Genomic DNA, 16,039 nt, shown 5'->3' with positions numbered 1-16,039 from the left:
GAAAGGATGTCTTCGTGCAGATCAACGATGCCGTCGCACTCGTCACCGGCGGGGCGTCCGGGTTGGGCCTGGCCACCACGCGGCGGCTGCTCGACGCCGGCGCCCAGGTGGTCGTGCTCGACCTCAAAGGCGAGGACGTCGTCCGCGAGCTGGGTGACCGGGCGCGCTTCGCGCCGGCCGACGTTACCGACGAGAAGGCGGTGACCGCGGCGTTCGACATCGCCGAGTCGCTGGGGCCGCTGCGCATCGTGATCAACTGCGCCGGTACCGGCAACGCCGTCAAGACCCTGGGCAAGGACGGGCCCTTCCCGCTGGAGGCGTTCCGCAAGGTCGTCGAGATCAACCTGATCGGCACGTTCAACGTGCTGAGGCTGGGCGCCGAGCGGATCGCCCAGCACGACCTGGTCGGCGAGGAGCGCGGCGTCATCGTCAACACCGCTTCGGTCGCCGCTTTCGACGGCCAGATCGGGCAGGCCGCCTACTCGGCATCCAAGGGCGGAGTCGTCGGCATGACGTTGCCGATTGCCCGCGACCTGGCCAGCAAGGGCATTCGGGTCGTCACCATCGCGCCGGGTCTGTTCGACACCCCGCTGCTGGCGGGCCTGCCCGAGCCGGCGCGCGAGTCGCTCGGCAAGCAGGTGCCGCACCCCAGCCGGCTCGGCAACCCGGACGAGTACGGCGCGTTGGCCGTGCACATCATCGAGAACCCGATGCTCAATGGCGAGGTGATCCGCCTCGACGGCGCGATCCGGATGGCCCCGCGGTAGCCGCTGTCACCCCGAACGTCGAGTTGTCGGGCCGTTTCGGCCGTCCGAGCCTCGACAAGTCGACGTTCGCGCAGCTGAGGCCCACAAAAAATGCCCCCGCCGCAGCGGGGGCATTTTTGCTCAATAGGACATTGCCGAAGGTCTAGCTGAGGCTCACGATCGCCTCGACACGGCCACGCTCCTTTCCGGAGCGCGCGTCGCGCGGACTAACTCGCGTCGGCCAGCGGGTGCCAATCCTCGAGTTGCTCCGAGCACTCACCCTCCACCAGGAAGTCCCCGTGGTAGAGGGCCTCGAAATCAACCTTGATTACGTCGGCATTGGAGTCATCGATCCACATGCACGTGAGCGTATGGGCAACGTTTAAGGAATCTTTGAGTCACGATTCGGAAAATCGTGGCAATTGTTACTTTCCGGTAGGTCTGGCGGTAAGGGCTTACTCACCGGACGCCGCGTCCGGATGCTCGGAAGTGACCTATTGGGCAGGCGTTCAACCGCATATGCTCCGCAAATGTCCTGCGTATCGGGCGCCGCATCGAACCATCGCGGGTTTCTGTCCCGTTCCCTCTAAAGAGGTTGCGTCGGTAACTTATCGCTGATAAGTTACCGACGATAACGAATCAGAGGACACCCATGTTGCAGCGAATCGCCCGTCTGGCCATTGCAGGGCCCCGGCGCATCCTTGCTGCTGCGGTCGTGGTCCTCGTCGCGGCTGCCGTGTTCGGCCTGCCGGTCGCCAAGAGTCTGTCCGCCGGCGGCTTTCAGGACCCGGCCTCGGAGTCGGCGCAGGCGACCAAGTTGCTGGGCGAGAAGTTCGGCCAAAGCGATCAGCAACTCGTCCTCGTGGTGACCGCGCCGAGCGGCGCGCAAAGCGAGCTGGCCCGCCGGGTCGGCAGCGAGATCGTCGCGCAGGTCCAAGGGTCGGACGGGGTGTACAACGTCGTCTCGGCCTGGAACGGGCCGGCCAACCTGGTGAGTAAGGACGGCAAGTCCGGACTGATCGTCGCCAACCTCAAGGGCGGCGAGAACAACGCGCAGAAGTACGCCAAGAAGATCGCGGCGAAAGTGGTCCACGACCGCGACGGCGTCACGGTCCGCGCCGGTGGCGCGGCGATGATCTACGACCAGATCAACCACCAGAACGAGCGCGATCTGCTGCTGATGGAGTCGCTCGCGATTCCACTCAGCTTCCTGGTGTTGGTCTGGGTGTTCGGCGGCCTGCTGACCGCGGCCCTGCCGGTGTGCTTGGGCGGGTTGGCCATCGTCGGGTCGATGTCGGTGCTGCGGCTGATCAGTTTCGGCACGGACGTGTCGACCTATGCGCTGAACCTCAGTAGCGCGCTGGGCCTGGCTCTGGCGATCGACTACACGCTGCTGATCATCAGCCGCTACCGCGACGAGTTGGCCGACGGCGCCGAACCGGACGCCGCGTTGATCCGCACGATGGCGACCGCGGGCCGCACGGTGCTGTTCTCGGCGACCACCGTCGCGTTGTCGATGGTCGTGATGGTGCTGTTCCCGATGTACTTCCTGAAGTCCTTCGCCTACGCCGGCGTGGCCACCGTTGCATTCGTCGCGACGGCAGCGATCGTCGTGACGCCCGCGGCGATCGTGTTGCTCGGGCCGCGGTTGGACGCGCTGGACGTACGCAAGCTCGGACGCCGGCTATTCGGCCGGCCAGATCCGGTGCGCAAACCCGTCGAGCAGTTGTTCTGGTACCGCTCAACAACTTTCGTGATGCGACGTGCCATTCCGATCGGATTGGCCGTCGTCGCGCTGCTGCTGATGCTGGGGCTGCCCTTCCTCGGGGTGAAGTGGGGCATGCCCGACGACCGGGTGCTGCCGGCCTCGGCCTCCGCCCACGCAGTCGGTGACCAGTTGCGTCACGATTTCGCCGATGATTCGGCGACCGCGGTGTCTGTTGTCGTCCCGGACGTTCGAGGGGTGCGTCCGGGCGACCTCAGCCGCTACGCCGCCGACTTGTCGCGGGTGGCCGACGTGTCGGCCGTCTCGGCGCCGACCGGCACATTCGTGCACGGCACCCTGGTCGGCCCACCGTCGGCGGCCACCGGAATGTCTTCCGGCAGCGCCTTTTTGACGATCGCCAGCACCGCGCCGCTGTTCTCCAAAGCGTCCGATGCCCAGCTCGACCGGCTGCACGCCGTGCCCGGACCGGCCGGCCAGCCGACCCAGCTGACCGGTCAGGCGCAGATCAATCGCGACAGCGTGGACGCGATCACCGACCGGCTGCCGCTGGTGCTGGGCCTGATCGGTGTCATCACGTTCGTCCTGCTTTTCCTGCTCACCGGTAGCGTGCTGCTGCCGTTGAAAGCGTTGGTGTGCAATGTTTTATCGCTGACCGCGGCGTTCGGCGCACTCGTCTGGATCTTCCAGGACGGGCACCTCGGCGCAATGGGCACCACGTCGAGCGGCACGGTCGTCGCCAATATCCCGGTGCTGTTGTTCTGCGTCGCCTTCGGCCTGTCGATGGATTACGAGGTGTTCCTGGTCTCCCGGATCCGCGAATACTGGTTGAGCGCGCTCGCGTCGCATCCGGTCCCTCCGGACAACCGAACCAAGCGCGCTGACAACGACAGGAGCGTCGCGCTCGGGCTGGCCCGCACCGGCCGGGTCGTGACCGCGGCCGCGCTGGTGATGTCGATTTCGTTCGCCGCGTTGATCGCCGCCCAGGTCTCGTTCATGCGGATGTTCGGTACCGGGCTGACGTTGGCCGTGCTGGCCGATGCGACGCTGGTGCGGATGGTGCTGGTGCCGGCGTTCATGCATGTGCTGGGCCACTGGAGTTGGTGGGCGCCCAAGCCGCTGGTGTGGCTGCATGAGCGGTTCGGCATCAGCGAGTCGGGCTCGGAGCCCGAGCCGTTGCTGGTCGATGCGGCCGTATCCGCCGTTCCCGCTGCCGCTGCCGCACGTACTGCAACGACGGTGGTAGATGGTCGCTGATCCGTCCACCGAAACTCTTCGCCGGCGGCGCGCGCCGCGCGGGTCTGGTGACCTGCTGCGCGACGAAATCCTCGATGCCGCAACCGAACTCCTGCTCGACATTGGGCATGCCAAGGCGGTCTCGATCCGTTCGGTCGCAGAACGCGTCGGCGTCACGCCGCCGTCGATCTATCTGCACTTCCAGGACAAGGACGCCTTGCTGGATGCGGTGTGCGCGCGCTACTTCGAGAAGCTCGACGACGAGATGCAGCGGGTCGCCTCGGTGCAGCCGAGCACCGTGGAGGTGCTGCGCGCGCAGGGCTTGGCCTACGTCCGGTTCGCGGTCGAAAACCCCGAGCTGTATCGGATCGCGACGATGGGCGAATGGAAATCGAACAGCAATGTCGATGCCGCCCTTGCCAGTTCGGCCTTCGAGCACATGTGCGCCTCCGTCAAGACATTGATGGCCGAGGGCGTGTTCCCTGCCGGAGACGCCACCGCGGTCGCCCTGGAACTGTGGAGCGCCGCGCACGGCGTGGCCGCGTTGCTGATCGCCAAGCCGCATCTGCCGTTCGGCGATGCCGATGCGTTCACCGACCGGGTGCTGCGCGCCGTCTTCTCCGGGAATATGGTGACCGGATTGGTCGGCGCCGACGCGACACCGCAGCAGGTGGTGGAGAAGCTCACGGCGCTGGGGTCGAAAGGCTGACAGGCATGGCGTCACCGACGGCGGAGACCGTCCACCATCCGTTCTTCGCACGCGTCTGGACCAGGATCGCTGCGCACGAGACCGAGCAGATGCGCGAAACTCGCCGAGAGAATCTCGCCGGCTTGTCGGGGCGCGTCCTCGAGGTGGGCGCCGGGACCGGCAGCAACTTTGCGTTCTACCCCGACACCGTTGAGCAGGTCGTCGCGATCGAACCCGAGCAGCAGTTGGTCGGCCTGGCCCGGGAGGCCGCCGCCACCGCGCCCGTCCCGGTCGAGGTGACCAACCGGACCGTGGAGAGCTTCTCCGCCGAAGCGCCGTTCGACGCGGTGGTGTTCTCGCTGGTGCTGTGCTCGGTCGGTGAACCGGATTCGGTTCTGCGACAAGCGCTTTCGCTGATGAAGCCGGGCGGCGAGCTGCGTTATCTGGAGCACGTGGCCAGCAAGGGATTGCGGGGCGGGTTCCAGAAGTTCGTCGACGCGACGACGCTGTGGCCCCGGCTGGCCGGCAACTGTCACGCGCATCGCCATACCGAGCAGTCGATTCGCTCAGCGGGCTTCGAGGTCGAGCGCTCCCGGACTGAGTTCCTGTTCCCGGCGTGGGTGCCGGTCCCGACGTCGGAATTCGTCATCGGCCGGGCGCACCGTCCCGCCTAGTTCAGCAGGGCTACTTCAGCAGGGCCGGCAGCCGCTGTAGCAGTGTCGGGAGCGCGGTGCTGGCCGATTCGCGCACGGTGATCGTGGCGCTGTCGGACAGCGGTGTGGGTTCCGGATTGACTTCGACGACGACGATTCCGCGGGCCAGCGCCGCCTCGGGCAGGCTGGCGGCGGGGTAGACGATGCTCGACGTTCCGACCACGACCAGCACGTCGGCGTTCGTCGTCGCCTCGACCGCGTGCTGCCAAGGCTCCTGGGGGAGCGGCTCGCCGAACCAGACGATGTCCGGCCGGATCAGGCCACCGCAGTGGCACGTCGGTGGTTCGACCTCCAGTGCGGGCTTGGTCATCTCAGGTAGGTCGCCGGTGTAGGGCGAATCGCATGTCGCGCAACGAAACTCGAAGAGGCTGCCGTGCAGATGGTGCACCGGCGAGCTGCCCGCGCGCTCGTGCAGATCGTCGACGTTCTGGGTGACGACGCTGACCTCGGCGTGGTCCTGCCACGCGGCGACGGCGCGGTGCCCGGGGTTCGGCTCGACGGTGCCGCACAAGTAGTGCCGCCACAGATACCAGCCCCATACCCGTTCCGGGTTGCGTTCCCAGCCTTGGACGCTGGACAACTCGTAGGGGTCGAACTTGGCCCACAGGCCGTTCTTGTCGTCGCGGAACGTCGGCACGCCGCTCTCCGCGGAGATCCCCGCGCCGGACAGCACCGTGATTCGCACCTCACCAAGATAGCCCGGCGACGATGCAGAGCGCGTAGCGCGATGAGGAGGAGCTGGGCAGTGGATTTAGCCCGGCGATGAGGAGGAGCTGGGCAGTGAAACCAGCGGTGCTGCGGGATACTGGGCGGGTGGAGTGGGGCGAATGGCTGCGGTTGGACGGGCAGGCGGATCGACCGCTGTTCGATCAGCTGCGCAACCAGATCATCGATGCGATCCGGGCCGGCACCCTAGCGCCCGGCACGCGGTTGCCGACGGTCCGCGAGCTGGCCGGCGAACTGAACCTGGCCGTCAATACCGTCGCTCGGGCTTACCGCGAACTCGAAACTGCCGGCATCGTCGAAACCCGCGGTCGCTTCGGCACTTTCGTCGCCCGGGCGGACCCCGCGGACACCGCGATGGCCGCGGCGGCCGGCGCGTTCCTCGACGTGGCGCGCGGGCTGGGCCTCGGCAAGGCCGACGCGCTGCGCTACCTGCAGGACTACGTCGACGACTGAGCGGCCACGACTTTGGCCAGCGTGCGCAGATTGCGGGTGGTGGTCGACGACTTGTATTTCTTCTTGCCCATCGTCTTGCCGATGGTGCTGTCCAGTGTCTTGCCCTTGGCGACCTGCCAATAGATTACACCGGCGGATTTGGAACCACGCTTGATCTTTTCGTCGGCGCCGGCATCCTTGGTCAGCCCCGTGAGCTCGTCGAGCACGTCGGCGTCGCTGACAAAGGTGACATAGGACTGGTATCCGTCGACCTCGGCGTCGAATGGATAGCCGTCGACGATCGACGCCAGCTTGGTGCGTGGATAGACCAGCACCCAGGCGTCGTAGCCGAACGCCTTGCGCAGCGCCTGCTCGGCGGCCTCCCGCACGGCGTCGGCGCCCTTGGGCGACGTCAGTGTCACGTTGCCGGTCGCCAGGATGGTGCGGACGTCGGCGAGTCCGGCATCGGTCAACGCCGTTGCGACATCGGCCATTTTCAGGTTGACGCCACCGACATTGACGCCCCGCAGGAATGCCGCGTACTCGGTCATGAGCGTGATGGTAGCCAGCCGATCAGGTCGGCCCGTAGGCTTTCGACATGGGGCGCGATGTTTTCGACGACAAGCTGTTGGCCGTGATCGCGGACAATTCTCTCGGGGTGCTGGCCACGCTCAAACGGGACGGCCGACCTCAGTTGTCCAACGTCTCCTATTACTTCGACGTCCGCAGTCTTGCCATCCAGGTGTCGGTCACCGAGCCGCGCGCCAAAACCCGCAACCTGCGTCGCGACCCGCGGGCGTCGCTGCTCGTCAGTTCGGACGACGGCTGGTCGTATGCCGTCGCCGAGGGCACCGCGACGCTGACGCCGCCGGCGGCCGCTCCCGGGGACGACACGGTCGAGGCGCTGATTGCGTTGTACCGCAACATCGCTGGCGAACACTCAGACTGGGACGAATACCGCGAGGCGATGGTCACCGATCGCCGCGTGGTGCTGACGCTGCCGGTCGCACATCTCTACGGCATGCCGCCCGGCCTGCGTTAGGCTGCGGCTATGGCTGGATCGAAGTCCGGGGACACACCGCCCGAGGACGACAACAAGCGCAAATTCCGTGAGGCGCTGGAGCGCAAGAACGCGAAGTCCTCCGGCGGGGCCGATCACAAGGACGGCGGCGCCAAGGGGACTCGGGCGCACGGCGCGGCCGGAAACCATCGAGAGTTCCGCCGCAAGAGCGGCTAGCGCGCCAGCTCCTTCTCGTCGGCCGTCGCTATCCCCAGCTCGGTCATTCCGAAAAATGCTGCGGGAACGACGAATTCGACCGCTGTCAACACCTCCTGGAACCAGTGCGGCCGGCCGTTGGCGACCAGCGAGATCACCCGTCCCACCGCGCTGACCAGCATCAGCCCAGCCAGTAGGCGAATCTCGGTGGCGCGGATCGGGGACCGGCGGGCGGCGCCCAGCCACGCGACGCCGTAGCCGGCGAAATAGGCGGAGTAGAAGCGCTCGCGCGAGTCGACCGTCGCGTTGGCGCCCGTCGCGCCCGGCACCGACGAGACGCCCAACAGGAAGTGGTAGATCCCGATCGCGATGCAGGACAGGCCGGTGAAACCGGCCAGGTTCTTCAGGTGACGTGCGGTGGGCTGAGCCATCTCGCCACGGTAACCGTCAGCCCCGCCACTCATTGCCGCAACCACCCGGCGGCGCGTCCTGCAGGATCAACCCCGAGTGCAGCTTGCAGCGGGTGGTCTCCTCGAAGTGCTCGGCGCCGGTGAAGCCGGCCGCGTGCCAGAAACTGCCATCGGGATAGTCGACCCCGTCGCAGTAACCGCGCGCTCCCGCGGCGCCGGTTCCGCCGCCGGGACACCAATTCTCGTCGTAGTTGGGGTGGTACCGATCGTGCGGCGAGTCGGCGTGGGCAGGCACGGCGACGAGCATCGCCGCCGATACCGCAACGGCGAACGACCACCTTGCGCGAAGCGAAAAGTGAGCGGGCCGGCTCATCGCTTCATTGAAACTCGTGACGGGCGAGATTTCTGCGAAACAGCGGGGTTAGGATCGCGATCATGGGTGTCGACCGTTGACGATCAAGCTGTGCCTGGCCCAGGATCCCGAGGCCGACCAACTGCTGGCTGACGATCCGCTGGCGTTGGTGATCGGGATGGTTCTCGATCAACAGGTCACCTTCGAGACGGCATTCGCCGGGCCGAAGAAGATCGCCGACCGGATGGGCAGTTTCGACGTCGCCGAGATCGCGGACTGCAACCCGGACAAGTTCGCCGCGTTGTGTTCGGAAAAGCCTGCAATTCATCGCTTTCCGGGTTCGATGGCCAAGCGGATCCAGACGTTGGCGCAGATCATCGTCGACCGCTACGACGGCGACACCGCCGGCTTGTGGACCGCCGGCGACCCCGACGGAGCCGAGTTGCTGAAACGGCTCAAGGGCCTGCCGGGGTTCGGGGAGCAGAAGGCGCAGATCTTTCTGGCGCTCCTCGGCAAGCAGTACGCGGTGACGCCTAAGGGCTGGCGCGCCGCGGCAGGCGACTTCGGCAAGGCCGGCAGCCACGTATCGGTCGCCGACATCGCCGACGCGAAGTCGATGGAAAAGGTCCGTTCGTACAAGAAACAGATGAAGGCAGCCAAGAAGGCAGCAACCGGAAAGGCGACACCATGAAGACGCATCTGAACTGTCCGTGTGGCGAGGCGATCACCGGCAAGGACGAAGACGAGCTGGTCGACCTGACGCAGGAGCATTTGGCCAGCGCGCACCCCGGCCTGGAATACGACCGGGACGCGATTCTCTTCATGGCCTATTAGGGCCATGAACGACTAGCACGGCATGGCCTATTAGGGCCATGACCGACTGACGCAAAATCCGCCGGAGCCTATGTGCCCCGGCGGATTTCGTCGTCTCTAGATCAAGGCACCACCGTCGAGCCGATGGTGGGCATGAACTGGCACTGCTTGTCTTTGGTGCTGACCTGTCCGAAGACGGTCGACATGATGCTGCCCGAACCGGTGTCGACGACGGCGGTCAGCGTGGTCGGTCCCTGCGGGTTGATGTCGGCGTTCGGCTTGAGTGTCGCGCTGCCCGACTTGCCGCTGGTCAGGTTCACCCAGGTGACGTTCAGCGGGAGCTTCTGCACGTCGGCGGGGCCCGAGGTGCCCACCGCGGTGAACACGTAGGCGGTCTGGCCCGCGGCGGGGCCGGGCGTCGGGATCTTCGCCGGTCCGGCGACCGACAGCACCGGCGCCATCACCGTGCCGCCGTCGCCGCCACAGTTGTTGCTGATCGACGGGTACATGAAGTCCTGGGTGGGCGGTGCGTCCGGGCTGAAGGTCGGCGTCGCTGCCTCGGGCGCGGGTGCCGGGGCGGCAGCCTGAGGCGCGGGGGCGGCGGCCGGAGCCGGCGGGGTCGCTGCCACCGGAACGGCATTGGCCGCGGCGGGTGCGGCGGCCGGTGCGGCTGCTGCTGCTGCGGGGCCGGCGGCATGCTCCGGGTCGATGCCGGTGGGCAGGTGGGCCTGCGCGCCGGGTTCCACGCCAGGCGGGACGACGTGCGCGGTTGATGCGGCTTCGGGTGCCTGGGCGAATTGATTCACCGATGCCGCAACGTTTTTCGCTTCTTCCGGCGCCGACGGGTTCTTGCTGAACGCCTGCGCGGCGGCCATCAACAGCTGGGTGGCCTGCTCGGGGTTGCCGGCGGCCTGCTGGATGATCGGGCTCAGCTCGGTCAGCGCGGGCAGGCCGGGCATGCCGGGGATGGCCGGCGCCTGCTGGGCGGGGATCGGCGCGGGCGGCGCCGGGTCGGCGGCAGCGGTGGGGGACAGTGCCACGGCGCTGGCGGCAATGGCCGCGGTGGCGAAGGTGCTGATCAGGTTTCGGGTGATGTACATGGTGTCCTCCCAGTCGTCGAAGTTGTTGGTGGCCGGCTAGCGCGCGTTGGCGCTAGCCGGCCAAGGGCTCGGTCAGGGCAGGGCGGAGACCGGGAACAGCGCTGCACCGGCGGTCGACGGCAGCACCGGAGCGGTCGCCAACGGCGCCGCCGTCAGCGGCAACGTCGCCGCCGGGGCGGCGGTCAGCGGCAGGGTCGCCGCGGGAGCCGCAGCGGACGGGATGCCGGCCGCCGACGCGAGGCCACTGGTCAGCGGCGAGCCGCCGATCAGCGAGGTCAGGTCACCGGGCAGCGACACCTGCTGCGGCAGCGGGAAGGGCATCCCGGGGATCTGCGGCAGGTTGAGCTGAGCCTGCGGCAGCATGCTCGTCGGGCTGGCCGCCGCCGGCGCGGCCGCAGCCGGAACGGAGGGAGTCAGGCCCGGGAGGCTGAGCCCCGGCGTCGACGTGGCGGCCGGAGTCGGCGCGCTGAGGCCCGGAATGCCCAGGCCCGGAGTTGAACTCGCGGCGGGGGCCGGCGACGCCAGACCCGGAAGCAGCGACGAGCCCGTGGTCGGGGCCGCCTGCTGCGGCATCTTGATCGCCGCGCTGGCCAGCGGCGGCGGCGTGGCGGGCTGGCCGCCCAGTGCGCCGGCGACGTTCTGCAGCAGCTGCGGCGCCTGAGCCGCGGTGCCGACGAGTTGCTGGCTGATGTCGGGCGTGGGCACCGGTGCGATCGGGTCGGCGTGGGCTGTGCCCATCAGGCCGCCCAAGAGCAACGCTGCCGACGAGCCCGCCACGATGGCCGTGGCGCGAACGAAGGTTCCGATAGTTGACATGACTCCCCTTGAATCTCGATGACAGGTCCTCGCCGGAGACGATCCGTCAGGAGGCGGGAGTGACTCAAGTGACACGTGTGGCATTTATCCGACCGTTACTGAACCGAGTGACGGCGGTGACCGAGCGGCGCGCCGATAGAGTCGTGCAGATCGACACCTCCTCGGCCGCTCCGGCGGCAATCGCCAACCGCCGCCCCGCGATCTCGGTGGACACCATCGGGCCGGTGGTCCTGCTGGTCAGCGTGCTGGCGCGGCTGGCCTGGACCTACCTGGCGCCCAACGGCGCGAACTTCGTCGACCTGCACGTCTACGTCGGCGGGTCGGCGATGATCGACCACCCGGGCAGCCTCTACCACTACGTCTACGCAGATCAGACACCGGATTTCCCGCTGCCCTTCACCTATCCGCCGTTCGCGGCGGTGGTGTTCTACCCGTTGCACTTCCTGCCGTTCGGCCTGGTCGCGTTCTGCTGGACGGTCGGGACGATGGCCGCGCTCTACGGCGTGATCCGGCTCAGTCAGCGACTGCTGGGTGTCGCCGCGGGCGAGGGCCACCGGTGGGCGATGTTGTGGACGGGCATCGCGATCTGGCTCGAACCGCTGCGCAGCACCTTCGACTACGGGCAGATCAACGTGGTGCTGGCGTTGGCGACGCTGGGCGCGGTGTACAGCGCGCGCTGGTGGCTGTCCGGCCTGTTGCTGGGCACGGCCGCCGGGGTGAAGTTGACGCCCGCGATCGGCGGCTTGTACTTCGCCGGCACGCGACGGTGGGCGACGGCGGTGTTCTCCGGCGTCGTGTTCGCGGCCACCATCGGGTTGTCGGCACTGGTCGTCGGGGACCAAACCCGTTACTACTTCACCGATCTGATCTTCAAGACTGACCGCGTCGGCCCGATCTGCACCATCTTCAACCAGTCGTGGCGCGGCGCGGTCTGCCGGATCTACGGCTACGACGCCGGCTACAGCCCGGCCGTGCTGATCGGAATCGCCGTCACCGCACTACTTTCCGTATTCGCTTGGCGGGCAATGAGTGATCGGCTGGGCCGACTGCTGGTGGTCGAGATGTTCGGGCTGTTGCTGTCCCCGATTTCCTGGACGCACCACTGGGTCTGGTTGGTGCCGTTGCTGATCTGGTTGTTCCACGGTCCGCTGGCCGAGCGCTCGGGCGCGCGAATCCTTGGCTGGACGTGGTTGGCACTGCTCGTCGTCGGCGTGCCGTGGCTGCTGAGTTTCGCGCAGCCGAGCATCTGGCAGAACGGGCGGCCCTGGTACCAGGCGTGGGGCGGCCTGGTCTACATCGTGGCGACGCTGGCCACGCTGGCCTGGGTTGCCGCTAGTTCCCGACGATCCGATTGATGTCGCGGGCCATCGCCACGTCCTTGTCGGTGATGCCGCCCTCGGAGTGCGTCACCAACGCGAAAGTCACCGTCCGCCAACGAATATCGATGTCGGGGTGATGATCCTCGGCTTCGGCGTGTTCGCCGACCCGTCGCACCGCGTCGATGCCGGCGAGAAACTCCGGAAACTTGACCTCGCGCCGTAGGGCGCCGTCCTCGCGTTCCCACCCGTCCAACTCAGGCAGTGCGGCGTCCACTTGTTCATCCGTTAACACAGCCATATTTCGACGGTATACCGTCAGCCGCGATGGTCAACCAGATCGTGGTCGCCGGAGCGATCGTCGTGGGGTCGAGGGTGCTGATCGCGCAGCGTGTCCGGCCGCCGGAACTGGCCGGCCGCTGGGAGTTGCCGGGCGGCAAGGTCGCCGCGGGGGAGACGGAGCCCGAGGCGCTGGCCCGCGAACTAGCCGAGGAACTCGGCGTCGAGGTCGCCGTGGGTGACCACCTCGCCGACGTCGCGCTCAGCGACACGATGACGCTGCGGGCCTACGCCGCGTCGCTGCTCAGCGGCGAACCCCAGGCGCATGACCATGCCGCGCTGCGCTGGGTGTCCGCCGCGGAGTTGGACGCGGTCGACTGGGTGCCGGCCGACCGCGCCTTCCTGCCCGCGCTCCGCCGCCTGCTTTAGAAGAGCGCGACCAGGGAAGCCCAGTCGGCTTCCAGCGCTGAGGTGAAGGCTCCGGGTTCCAGCGCCGTGGCCAGGTCGACCGCGGCCGCTGACGTCGGGGAGACCGGGACCTCGAACGCGGCGGCATCGAACGTCGTCGGGATGTCGAAGGCGCCAAACGGGGTGATCAGCTCATCGGTGATCTTGTTGGCGCCGTCCGTGCCCTGACCGACGAGGTCGACGTAGATGTTTTCAAAGCCTTCGCCGAATTTCCACAGATCGACGACCGAGTTGGTCGGAACATTGACGAGGCCGTCACCACTCATGCCCCCGGTCGTCACCACGAGGTCGTCGTTGGTCGAACCCATCATCTCGGTGACTTGGAGAAGGCCAGTGATGCCTGGTCCCTCCCCGCCACCGTCGGGGTATTCGGGAAAGTAGATGGGGGCGAAACCGCCCTGCTCCAGGACGGTTTGAGAAAACGGCGGAAATCCGCTCTCCGAAAGAATTGTGGCTGGTTCCGTCGGCTGGATGGCCCACAAGTACTCATCGGCGCCGGCGGCGGCCATCGACAGCGACGCCGCGGCGAGCACACCTCCGGTGGCAGCGGTCAGGGCAAGCGAGAAACGGCGGACGTGCGGCGGCATGAAGATCCTTCGGCTCGGGACACAGCTGAAAATCATCTGAGTTCTGAATGAAAATCATCTGTGAGCGAGCGGCGTTTGATCAATAAGGGGTTTTACTACACTTTGAGTTCGTGCCCCGGCGCTCTCAATGTTGCTGCAGGTCCTGGGCACACGCTCGAACATCCTCGTCACGGCATTCTCTGAGCCCGATCCGGACTGGTCGAAAGTTTGCCCACCACGGCGCGCCTACCGCTACCCTGTCCGGCCATGGGAATCCTCAGGTTCATCTGGCGCGGAGTCCTCGCGTTCGACCGGATCGGGTCCCGCATTCCGCAGATCGTCCAGATGTGGCTCATCGAACTGTTCTTCATGATGCCGGTGACGTTCTTCATCAGCTCGATCATCGACGCGCACGGCGCGTGCGGCGTGCCGGGCACCGGCGAGCACCTCGACGGCGGCGACTGGACCGCCCTGGCCGTCGGCCTGTTGGCCGGCTTCTTCTTCGTCAAGAGCCTGGTCAAGCCGCGGGTGAAGACGGACACCTGGACGCCCACCGTGCACGCCGACATCGGCGACTCCACGGTGTACGGAGGCAACCGATCATGGGCGGTGGAGTACACCTACCTGACCAGCCACCCGTCCTACATCCTGCTCGGCCTGCTGACCGCTCCGATTCCCGTTGTCATGTTGTGGGCCAACGAGAATCACGGCGGCAATTCGTTCTACTTCCGGGTCGCGGGCACGGTGGGCCTGTGTGTGTTGGCGTTCATCGCGCTGGCCAGGTTGCTGTCCTGGTACGTGTTCCGTTTGGGCAGAAGAGAGTTGGCGGTGCAGGCCGGCGATCTGGAGATGTCCGAGCGCCGGCTCGGTTGGGAGGTTGCCTGGAAGCCGGTGCTGATGCTGCTGATCATGATCTATGCGATCGGCGGAATCCCGATCGGCTACATGTGGTGGGACGAGTTACGCAAGATCGACCGGCTACCCGTGTTGACCGCCGCGGACGCCGTCGATCACGACGGTCAGTACTTCCGCATTCGCGGCACGCTGAGCGGCAAGCCGGTGTGGTGGCCGCACGGTGGCGGCGGACGTGGGGGCGACAACTACTCCGGTGCCGGCGTGCTGGTCAACCTCGAAACCGGCGGTGAGGCAGTGCTTCTGGCGGAATCACTCTCGGTGCCGGACCTCATCGGCGTACTGAAGAAGGTCCACGACGGCCACATCGACGCCCACGGTCGTGTGGTCGACGAGATCACCGCCAACCAGCGGCGCTACTACGGGTTCAGGCTCAAGGACTTTCCCGACGCGAGTCCCGACGGGCGGGTCCTGGTGTTGCTCGAGTATCCATGATCCGGTTCATCTGGCAGGGCGTACTGGCGTTTGATCGCCTCGGATCCCGTATCCCACAACTGATTCAGATCTGGCTGATCGAGTTCTTCTTCGTCATGTCGCTGGCGTTCTTCATCGGCAAGATCGTGGACATCCGTGGCGCATTCGGCGTGCCCGGCGTGGGCGGCAGCATCCCGATGGTGTTCTGGGGCGCTCTCGTGCTGGCCGTGATCACGGGATTCTTCGTGCTGCGCACTATGATTCGACCCCGGTTGGTCGAGGGAGAATGGGTGCCCGCGGTGGGTGTTCCAATCGGTGACGGCATCGACGCCGTCGTACCGAACCGACGGGCTACGGTGCGCTACGAGTACCTGACGAGCCATCCTTCGTATGCGCTGCTGCTGTTGCTGACGCTGCCCCTGCCATTGTCGATGTGGTACTTCAGCCTCGACGAGGGCGACGACGTCTTCTTCTCGCGCGTCACCGGCATAGTCGGCATGATGATCCTCGGCGCCCTGGCCGTCATGCGCGTATTGGCTTGGTATGCCTTGCGTTTCAAGCGAGGCGCACTGTCACCATCGACCGCGCGGATCGGTTGGGAGATCGCCTGGAAGCCCGTGCTGATGCTGGTCGTGGTCTGCTACGCGGTGGTCTGCATCCCGCTGGCGGTGATGTTCGCCCAGGACGCGCACCGGGTCGCGGGCTGGCCCGAGGTGACGGCCGGCGCCACCCCAGGCCAACTCGTCCGGGTCCGCGGCTCGATCGCCCAACGTCCGGTGTACTGGGCGCCGCACGGGACCGGTCGTGGCGGCAACAACTATGCCGGGGCCGGCGTCGTTCTCGACCTGCCGACCGGTGGCCAGGCACTGCTGCTCGCGGAGTCGATGACGGTGTCGGATTTCGTCGCCGCGCTGCGTGGGGCGCACGGCGGCCCGGTCGCGACGCAGGGTCAGGTCATCGGTGAGATAACCGCGGACCAGCGCAGGTACTACGGCTTCGATGCCGCGGACTTCGGCGATCCACCGCCCGGCCCACGCGTGCTGGTGCTGCTGAAGACGCCGTGACATGCGGCACACCCGTTCGACGGAGCTGGTGCGACGCCTGAACCCGGTG

General features: G+C 66.9%; 22 protein-coding genes. 13 read left to right on the top strand and 9 right to left on the bottom strand.

Annotated features, from left to right (window positions below):
• Positions 1 to 14: 14 nt before the first annotated feature.
• Positions 15 to 767, top strand: coding sequence for a 3-hydroxyacyl-CoA dehydrogenase (locus PT015_RS11395; RefSeq protein ID WP_285190719.1), 753 nt, complete (start codon positions 15 to 17; stop codon positions 765 to 767).
• 206 nt (positions 768 to 973) lie between these two features.
• Here PT015_RS11395 and PT015_RS11390 read toward each other — a convergent pair whose 3' ends face one another.
• Positions 974 to 1,105, bottom strand: coding sequence for a hypothetical protein (locus tag PT015_RS11390; protein WP_285190718.1), 132 nt, complete (start codon positions 1,103 to 1,105; stop codon positions 974 to 976).
• Positions 1,106 to 1,398: 293 nt separating this feature from the next.
• On the opposite strand from PT015_RS11390, the gene PT015_RS11385 reads away from it, so the two are divergent.
• From PT015_RS11385 to PT015_RS11375, 3 genes are read left to right on the top strand one after another with little or no spacing between them, the layout of a single operon-like run.
• Entirely contained in the window at positions 1,399 to 3,726 is a 2,328-nt protein-coding gene (locus PT015_RS11385) for an MMPL family transporter (RefSeq protein ID WP_285190717.1), read from the top strand.
• Complete coding sequence (locus PT015_RS11380; protein WP_285190716.1) at positions 3,716 to 4,414, top strand: TetR/AcrR family transcriptional regulator; 699 nt, start codon at positions 3,716 to 3,718, stop codon at positions 4,412 to 4,414. The genes PT015_RS11385 and PT015_RS11380 overlap by 11 nt, the downstream gene beginning before the upstream one ends.
• Positions 4,411 to 5,067 carry a class I SAM-dependent methyltransferase gene (locus PT015_RS11375; RefSeq protein WP_285191062.1) on the top strand — a complete coding sequence of 219 codons (657 nt, stop codon included), beginning with the start codon at positions 4,411 to 4,413 and terminating at the stop codon, positions 5,065 to 5,067. The genes PT015_RS11380 and PT015_RS11375 overlap by 4 nt, the downstream gene beginning before the upstream one ends.
• A gap of 10 nt (positions 5,068 to 5,077) precedes the next feature.
• Here the strand turns inward: PT015_RS11375 and PT015_RS11370 are convergent, their stop codons facing one another.
• Entirely contained in the window at positions 5,078 to 5,791 is a 714-nt protein-coding gene (locus PT015_RS11370) for an NAD-dependent deacylase (protein ID WP_285190715.1), read from the bottom strand.
• Between the two features lie 128 nt (positions 5,792 to 5,919).
• Between PT015_RS11370 and PT015_RS11365 the strand changes: the two genes are divergently transcribed.
• Positions 5,920 to 6,285 carry a GntR family transcriptional regulator gene (locus PT015_RS11365; protein ID WP_285191061.1) on the top strand — a complete coding sequence of 122 codons (366 nt, stop codon included), beginning with the start codon at positions 5,920 to 5,922 and terminating at the stop codon, positions 6,283 to 6,285.
• Here the strand turns inward: PT015_RS11365 and PT015_RS11360 are convergent.
• Positions 6,270 to 6,815 carry a DUF1697 domain-containing protein gene (locus PT015_RS11360; protein ID WP_285190714.1) on the bottom strand — a complete coding sequence of 182 codons (546 nt, stop codon included), beginning with the start codon at positions 6,813 to 6,815 and terminating at the stop codon, positions 6,270 to 6,272. The genes PT015_RS11365 and PT015_RS11360 overlap by 16 nt on opposite strands.
• A gap of 47 nt (positions 6,816 to 6,862) precedes the next feature.
• Between PT015_RS11360 and PT015_RS11355 the strand changes: the two genes are divergently transcribed.
• The gene (locus PT015_RS11355) at positions 6,863 to 7,306 is read left to right on the top strand and encodes a PPOX class F420-dependent oxidoreductase (RefSeq protein WP_285190713.1); all 444 of its coding nucleotides are present in this window, start codon (positions 6,863 to 6,865) and stop codon (positions 7,304 to 7,306) included.
• 9 nt (positions 7,307 to 7,315) lie between these two features.
• The gene (locus tag PT015_RS11350) at positions 7,316 to 7,501 is read left to right on the top strand and encodes a DUF5302 domain-containing protein (protein ID WP_285190712.1); all 186 of its coding nucleotides are present in this window, start codon (positions 7,316 to 7,318) and stop codon (positions 7,499 to 7,501) included.
• Here PT015_RS11350 and PT015_RS11345 read toward each other — a convergent pair.
• Both PT015_RS11345 and PT015_RS11340 read right to left on the bottom strand, forming a co-directional pair.
• Positions 7,498 to 7,911, bottom strand: coding sequence for a DUF4345 domain-containing protein (locus PT015_RS11345; RefSeq protein ID WP_285190711.1), 414 nt, complete (start codon positions 7,909 to 7,911; stop codon positions 7,498 to 7,500). The genes PT015_RS11350 and PT015_RS11345 overlap by 4 nt on opposite strands.
• Before the next feature lie 16 nt (positions 7,912 to 7,927).
• Entirely contained in the window at positions 7,928 to 8,263 is a 336-nt protein-coding gene (locus PT015_RS11340) for a hypothetical protein (RefSeq protein ID WP_285190710.1), read from the bottom strand.
• Positions 8,264 to 8,345: 82 nt separating this feature from the next.
• On the opposite strand from PT015_RS11340, the gene PT015_RS11335 reads away from it, so the two are divergent.
• Together PT015_RS11335 and PT015_RS11330 are read left to right on the top strand one after the other, a co-directional pair.
• Positions 8,346 to 8,933 (top strand): HhH-GPD-type base excision DNA repair protein, encoded by a 588-nt coding sequence (locus PT015_RS11335; RefSeq protein WP_285191060.1) that lies wholly within the window; start codon positions 8,346 to 8,348, stop codon positions 8,931 to 8,933.
• Positions 8,930 to 9,076 carry a DUF1059 domain-containing protein gene (locus PT015_RS11330; RefSeq protein WP_285190709.1) on the top strand — a complete coding sequence of 49 codons (147 nt, stop codon included), beginning with the start codon at positions 8,930 to 8,932 and terminating at the stop codon, positions 9,074 to 9,076. Before PT015_RS11335 ends, PT015_RS11330 begins: the two co-directional genes overlap by 4 nt.
• Before the next feature lie 101 nt (positions 9,077 to 9,177).
• Here PT015_RS11330 and PT015_RS11325 read toward each other — a convergent pair whose 3' ends face one another.
• Together PT015_RS11325 and PT015_RS11320 are read right to left on the bottom strand one after the other, a co-directional pair.
• Complete coding sequence (locus PT015_RS11325; protein WP_285190708.1) at positions 9,178 to 10,155, bottom strand: Rv1157c family protein; 978 nt, start codon at positions 10,153 to 10,155, stop codon at positions 9,178 to 9,180.
• Between the two features lie 72 nt (positions 10,156 to 10,227).
• On the bottom strand, positions 10,228 to 10,971 hold the full coding sequence (locus PT015_RS11320; RefSeq protein ID WP_285190707.1) for a hypothetical protein: 744 nt from the start codon (positions 10,969 to 10,971) through the stop codon (positions 10,228 to 10,230).
• 107 nt (positions 10,972 to 11,078) lie between these two features.
• Between PT015_RS11320 and PT015_RS11315 the strand changes: the two genes are divergently transcribed.
• Complete coding sequence (locus PT015_RS11315) at positions 11,079 to 12,326, top strand: mannosyltransferase (RefSeq protein ID WP_285190706.1); 1,248 nt, start codon at positions 11,079 to 11,081, stop codon at positions 12,324 to 12,326.
• On the opposite strand, the gene PT015_RS11310 is transcribed toward PT015_RS11315, so the two are convergent.
• Positions 12,304 to 12,588 (bottom strand): 4a-hydroxytetrahydrobiopterin dehydratase, encoded by a 285-nt coding sequence (locus PT015_RS11310; protein ID WP_285190705.1) that lies wholly within the window; start codon positions 12,586 to 12,588, stop codon positions 12,304 to 12,306. The genes PT015_RS11315 and PT015_RS11310 overlap by 23 nt on opposite strands.
• Before the next feature lie 26 nt (positions 12,589 to 12,614).
• On the opposite strand from PT015_RS11310, the gene PT015_RS11305 reads away from it, so the two are divergent.
• The gene (locus PT015_RS11305) at positions 12,615 to 12,995 is read left to right on the top strand and encodes a (deoxy)nucleoside triphosphate pyrophosphohydrolase (RefSeq protein WP_285190704.1); all 381 of its coding nucleotides are present in this window, start codon (positions 12,615 to 12,617) and stop codon (positions 12,993 to 12,995) included.
• Here the strand turns inward: PT015_RS11305 and PT015_RS11300 are convergent.
• Complete coding sequence (locus PT015_RS11300; protein WP_285190703.1) at positions 12,992 to 13,621, bottom strand: hypothetical protein; 630 nt, start codon at positions 13,619 to 13,621, stop codon at positions 12,992 to 12,994. The two genes, PT015_RS11305 and PT015_RS11300, sit on opposite strands and share 4 nt — an antisense overlap.
• A gap of 246 nt (positions 13,622 to 13,867) precedes the next feature.
• Here PT015_RS11300 and PT015_RS11295 point away from each other — a divergent pair, with 246 nt between their 5' ends.
• Complete coding sequence (locus PT015_RS11295; protein ID WP_285190702.1) at positions 13,868 to 14,947, top strand: hypothetical protein; 1,080 nt, start codon at positions 13,868 to 13,870, stop codon at positions 14,945 to 14,947.
• Positions 14,944 to 15,990 (top strand): hypothetical protein, encoded by a 1,047-nt coding sequence (locus PT015_RS11290; protein WP_285190701.1) that lies wholly within the window; start codon positions 14,944 to 14,946, stop codon positions 15,988 to 15,990. Before PT015_RS11295 ends, PT015_RS11290 begins: the two co-directional genes overlap by 4 nt.
• Positions 15,991 to 16,039: the final 49 nt, after the last annotated feature.

The organism is Candidatus Mycobacterium wuenschmannii, assembly GCF_030252325.1.
Lineage (GTDB): Bacteria > Actinomycetota > Actinomycetes > Mycobacteriales > Mycobacteriaceae > Mycobacterium > Mycobacterium wuenschmannii.
This window is presented reverse-complemented; position numbering and strand designations above follow the sequence as displayed.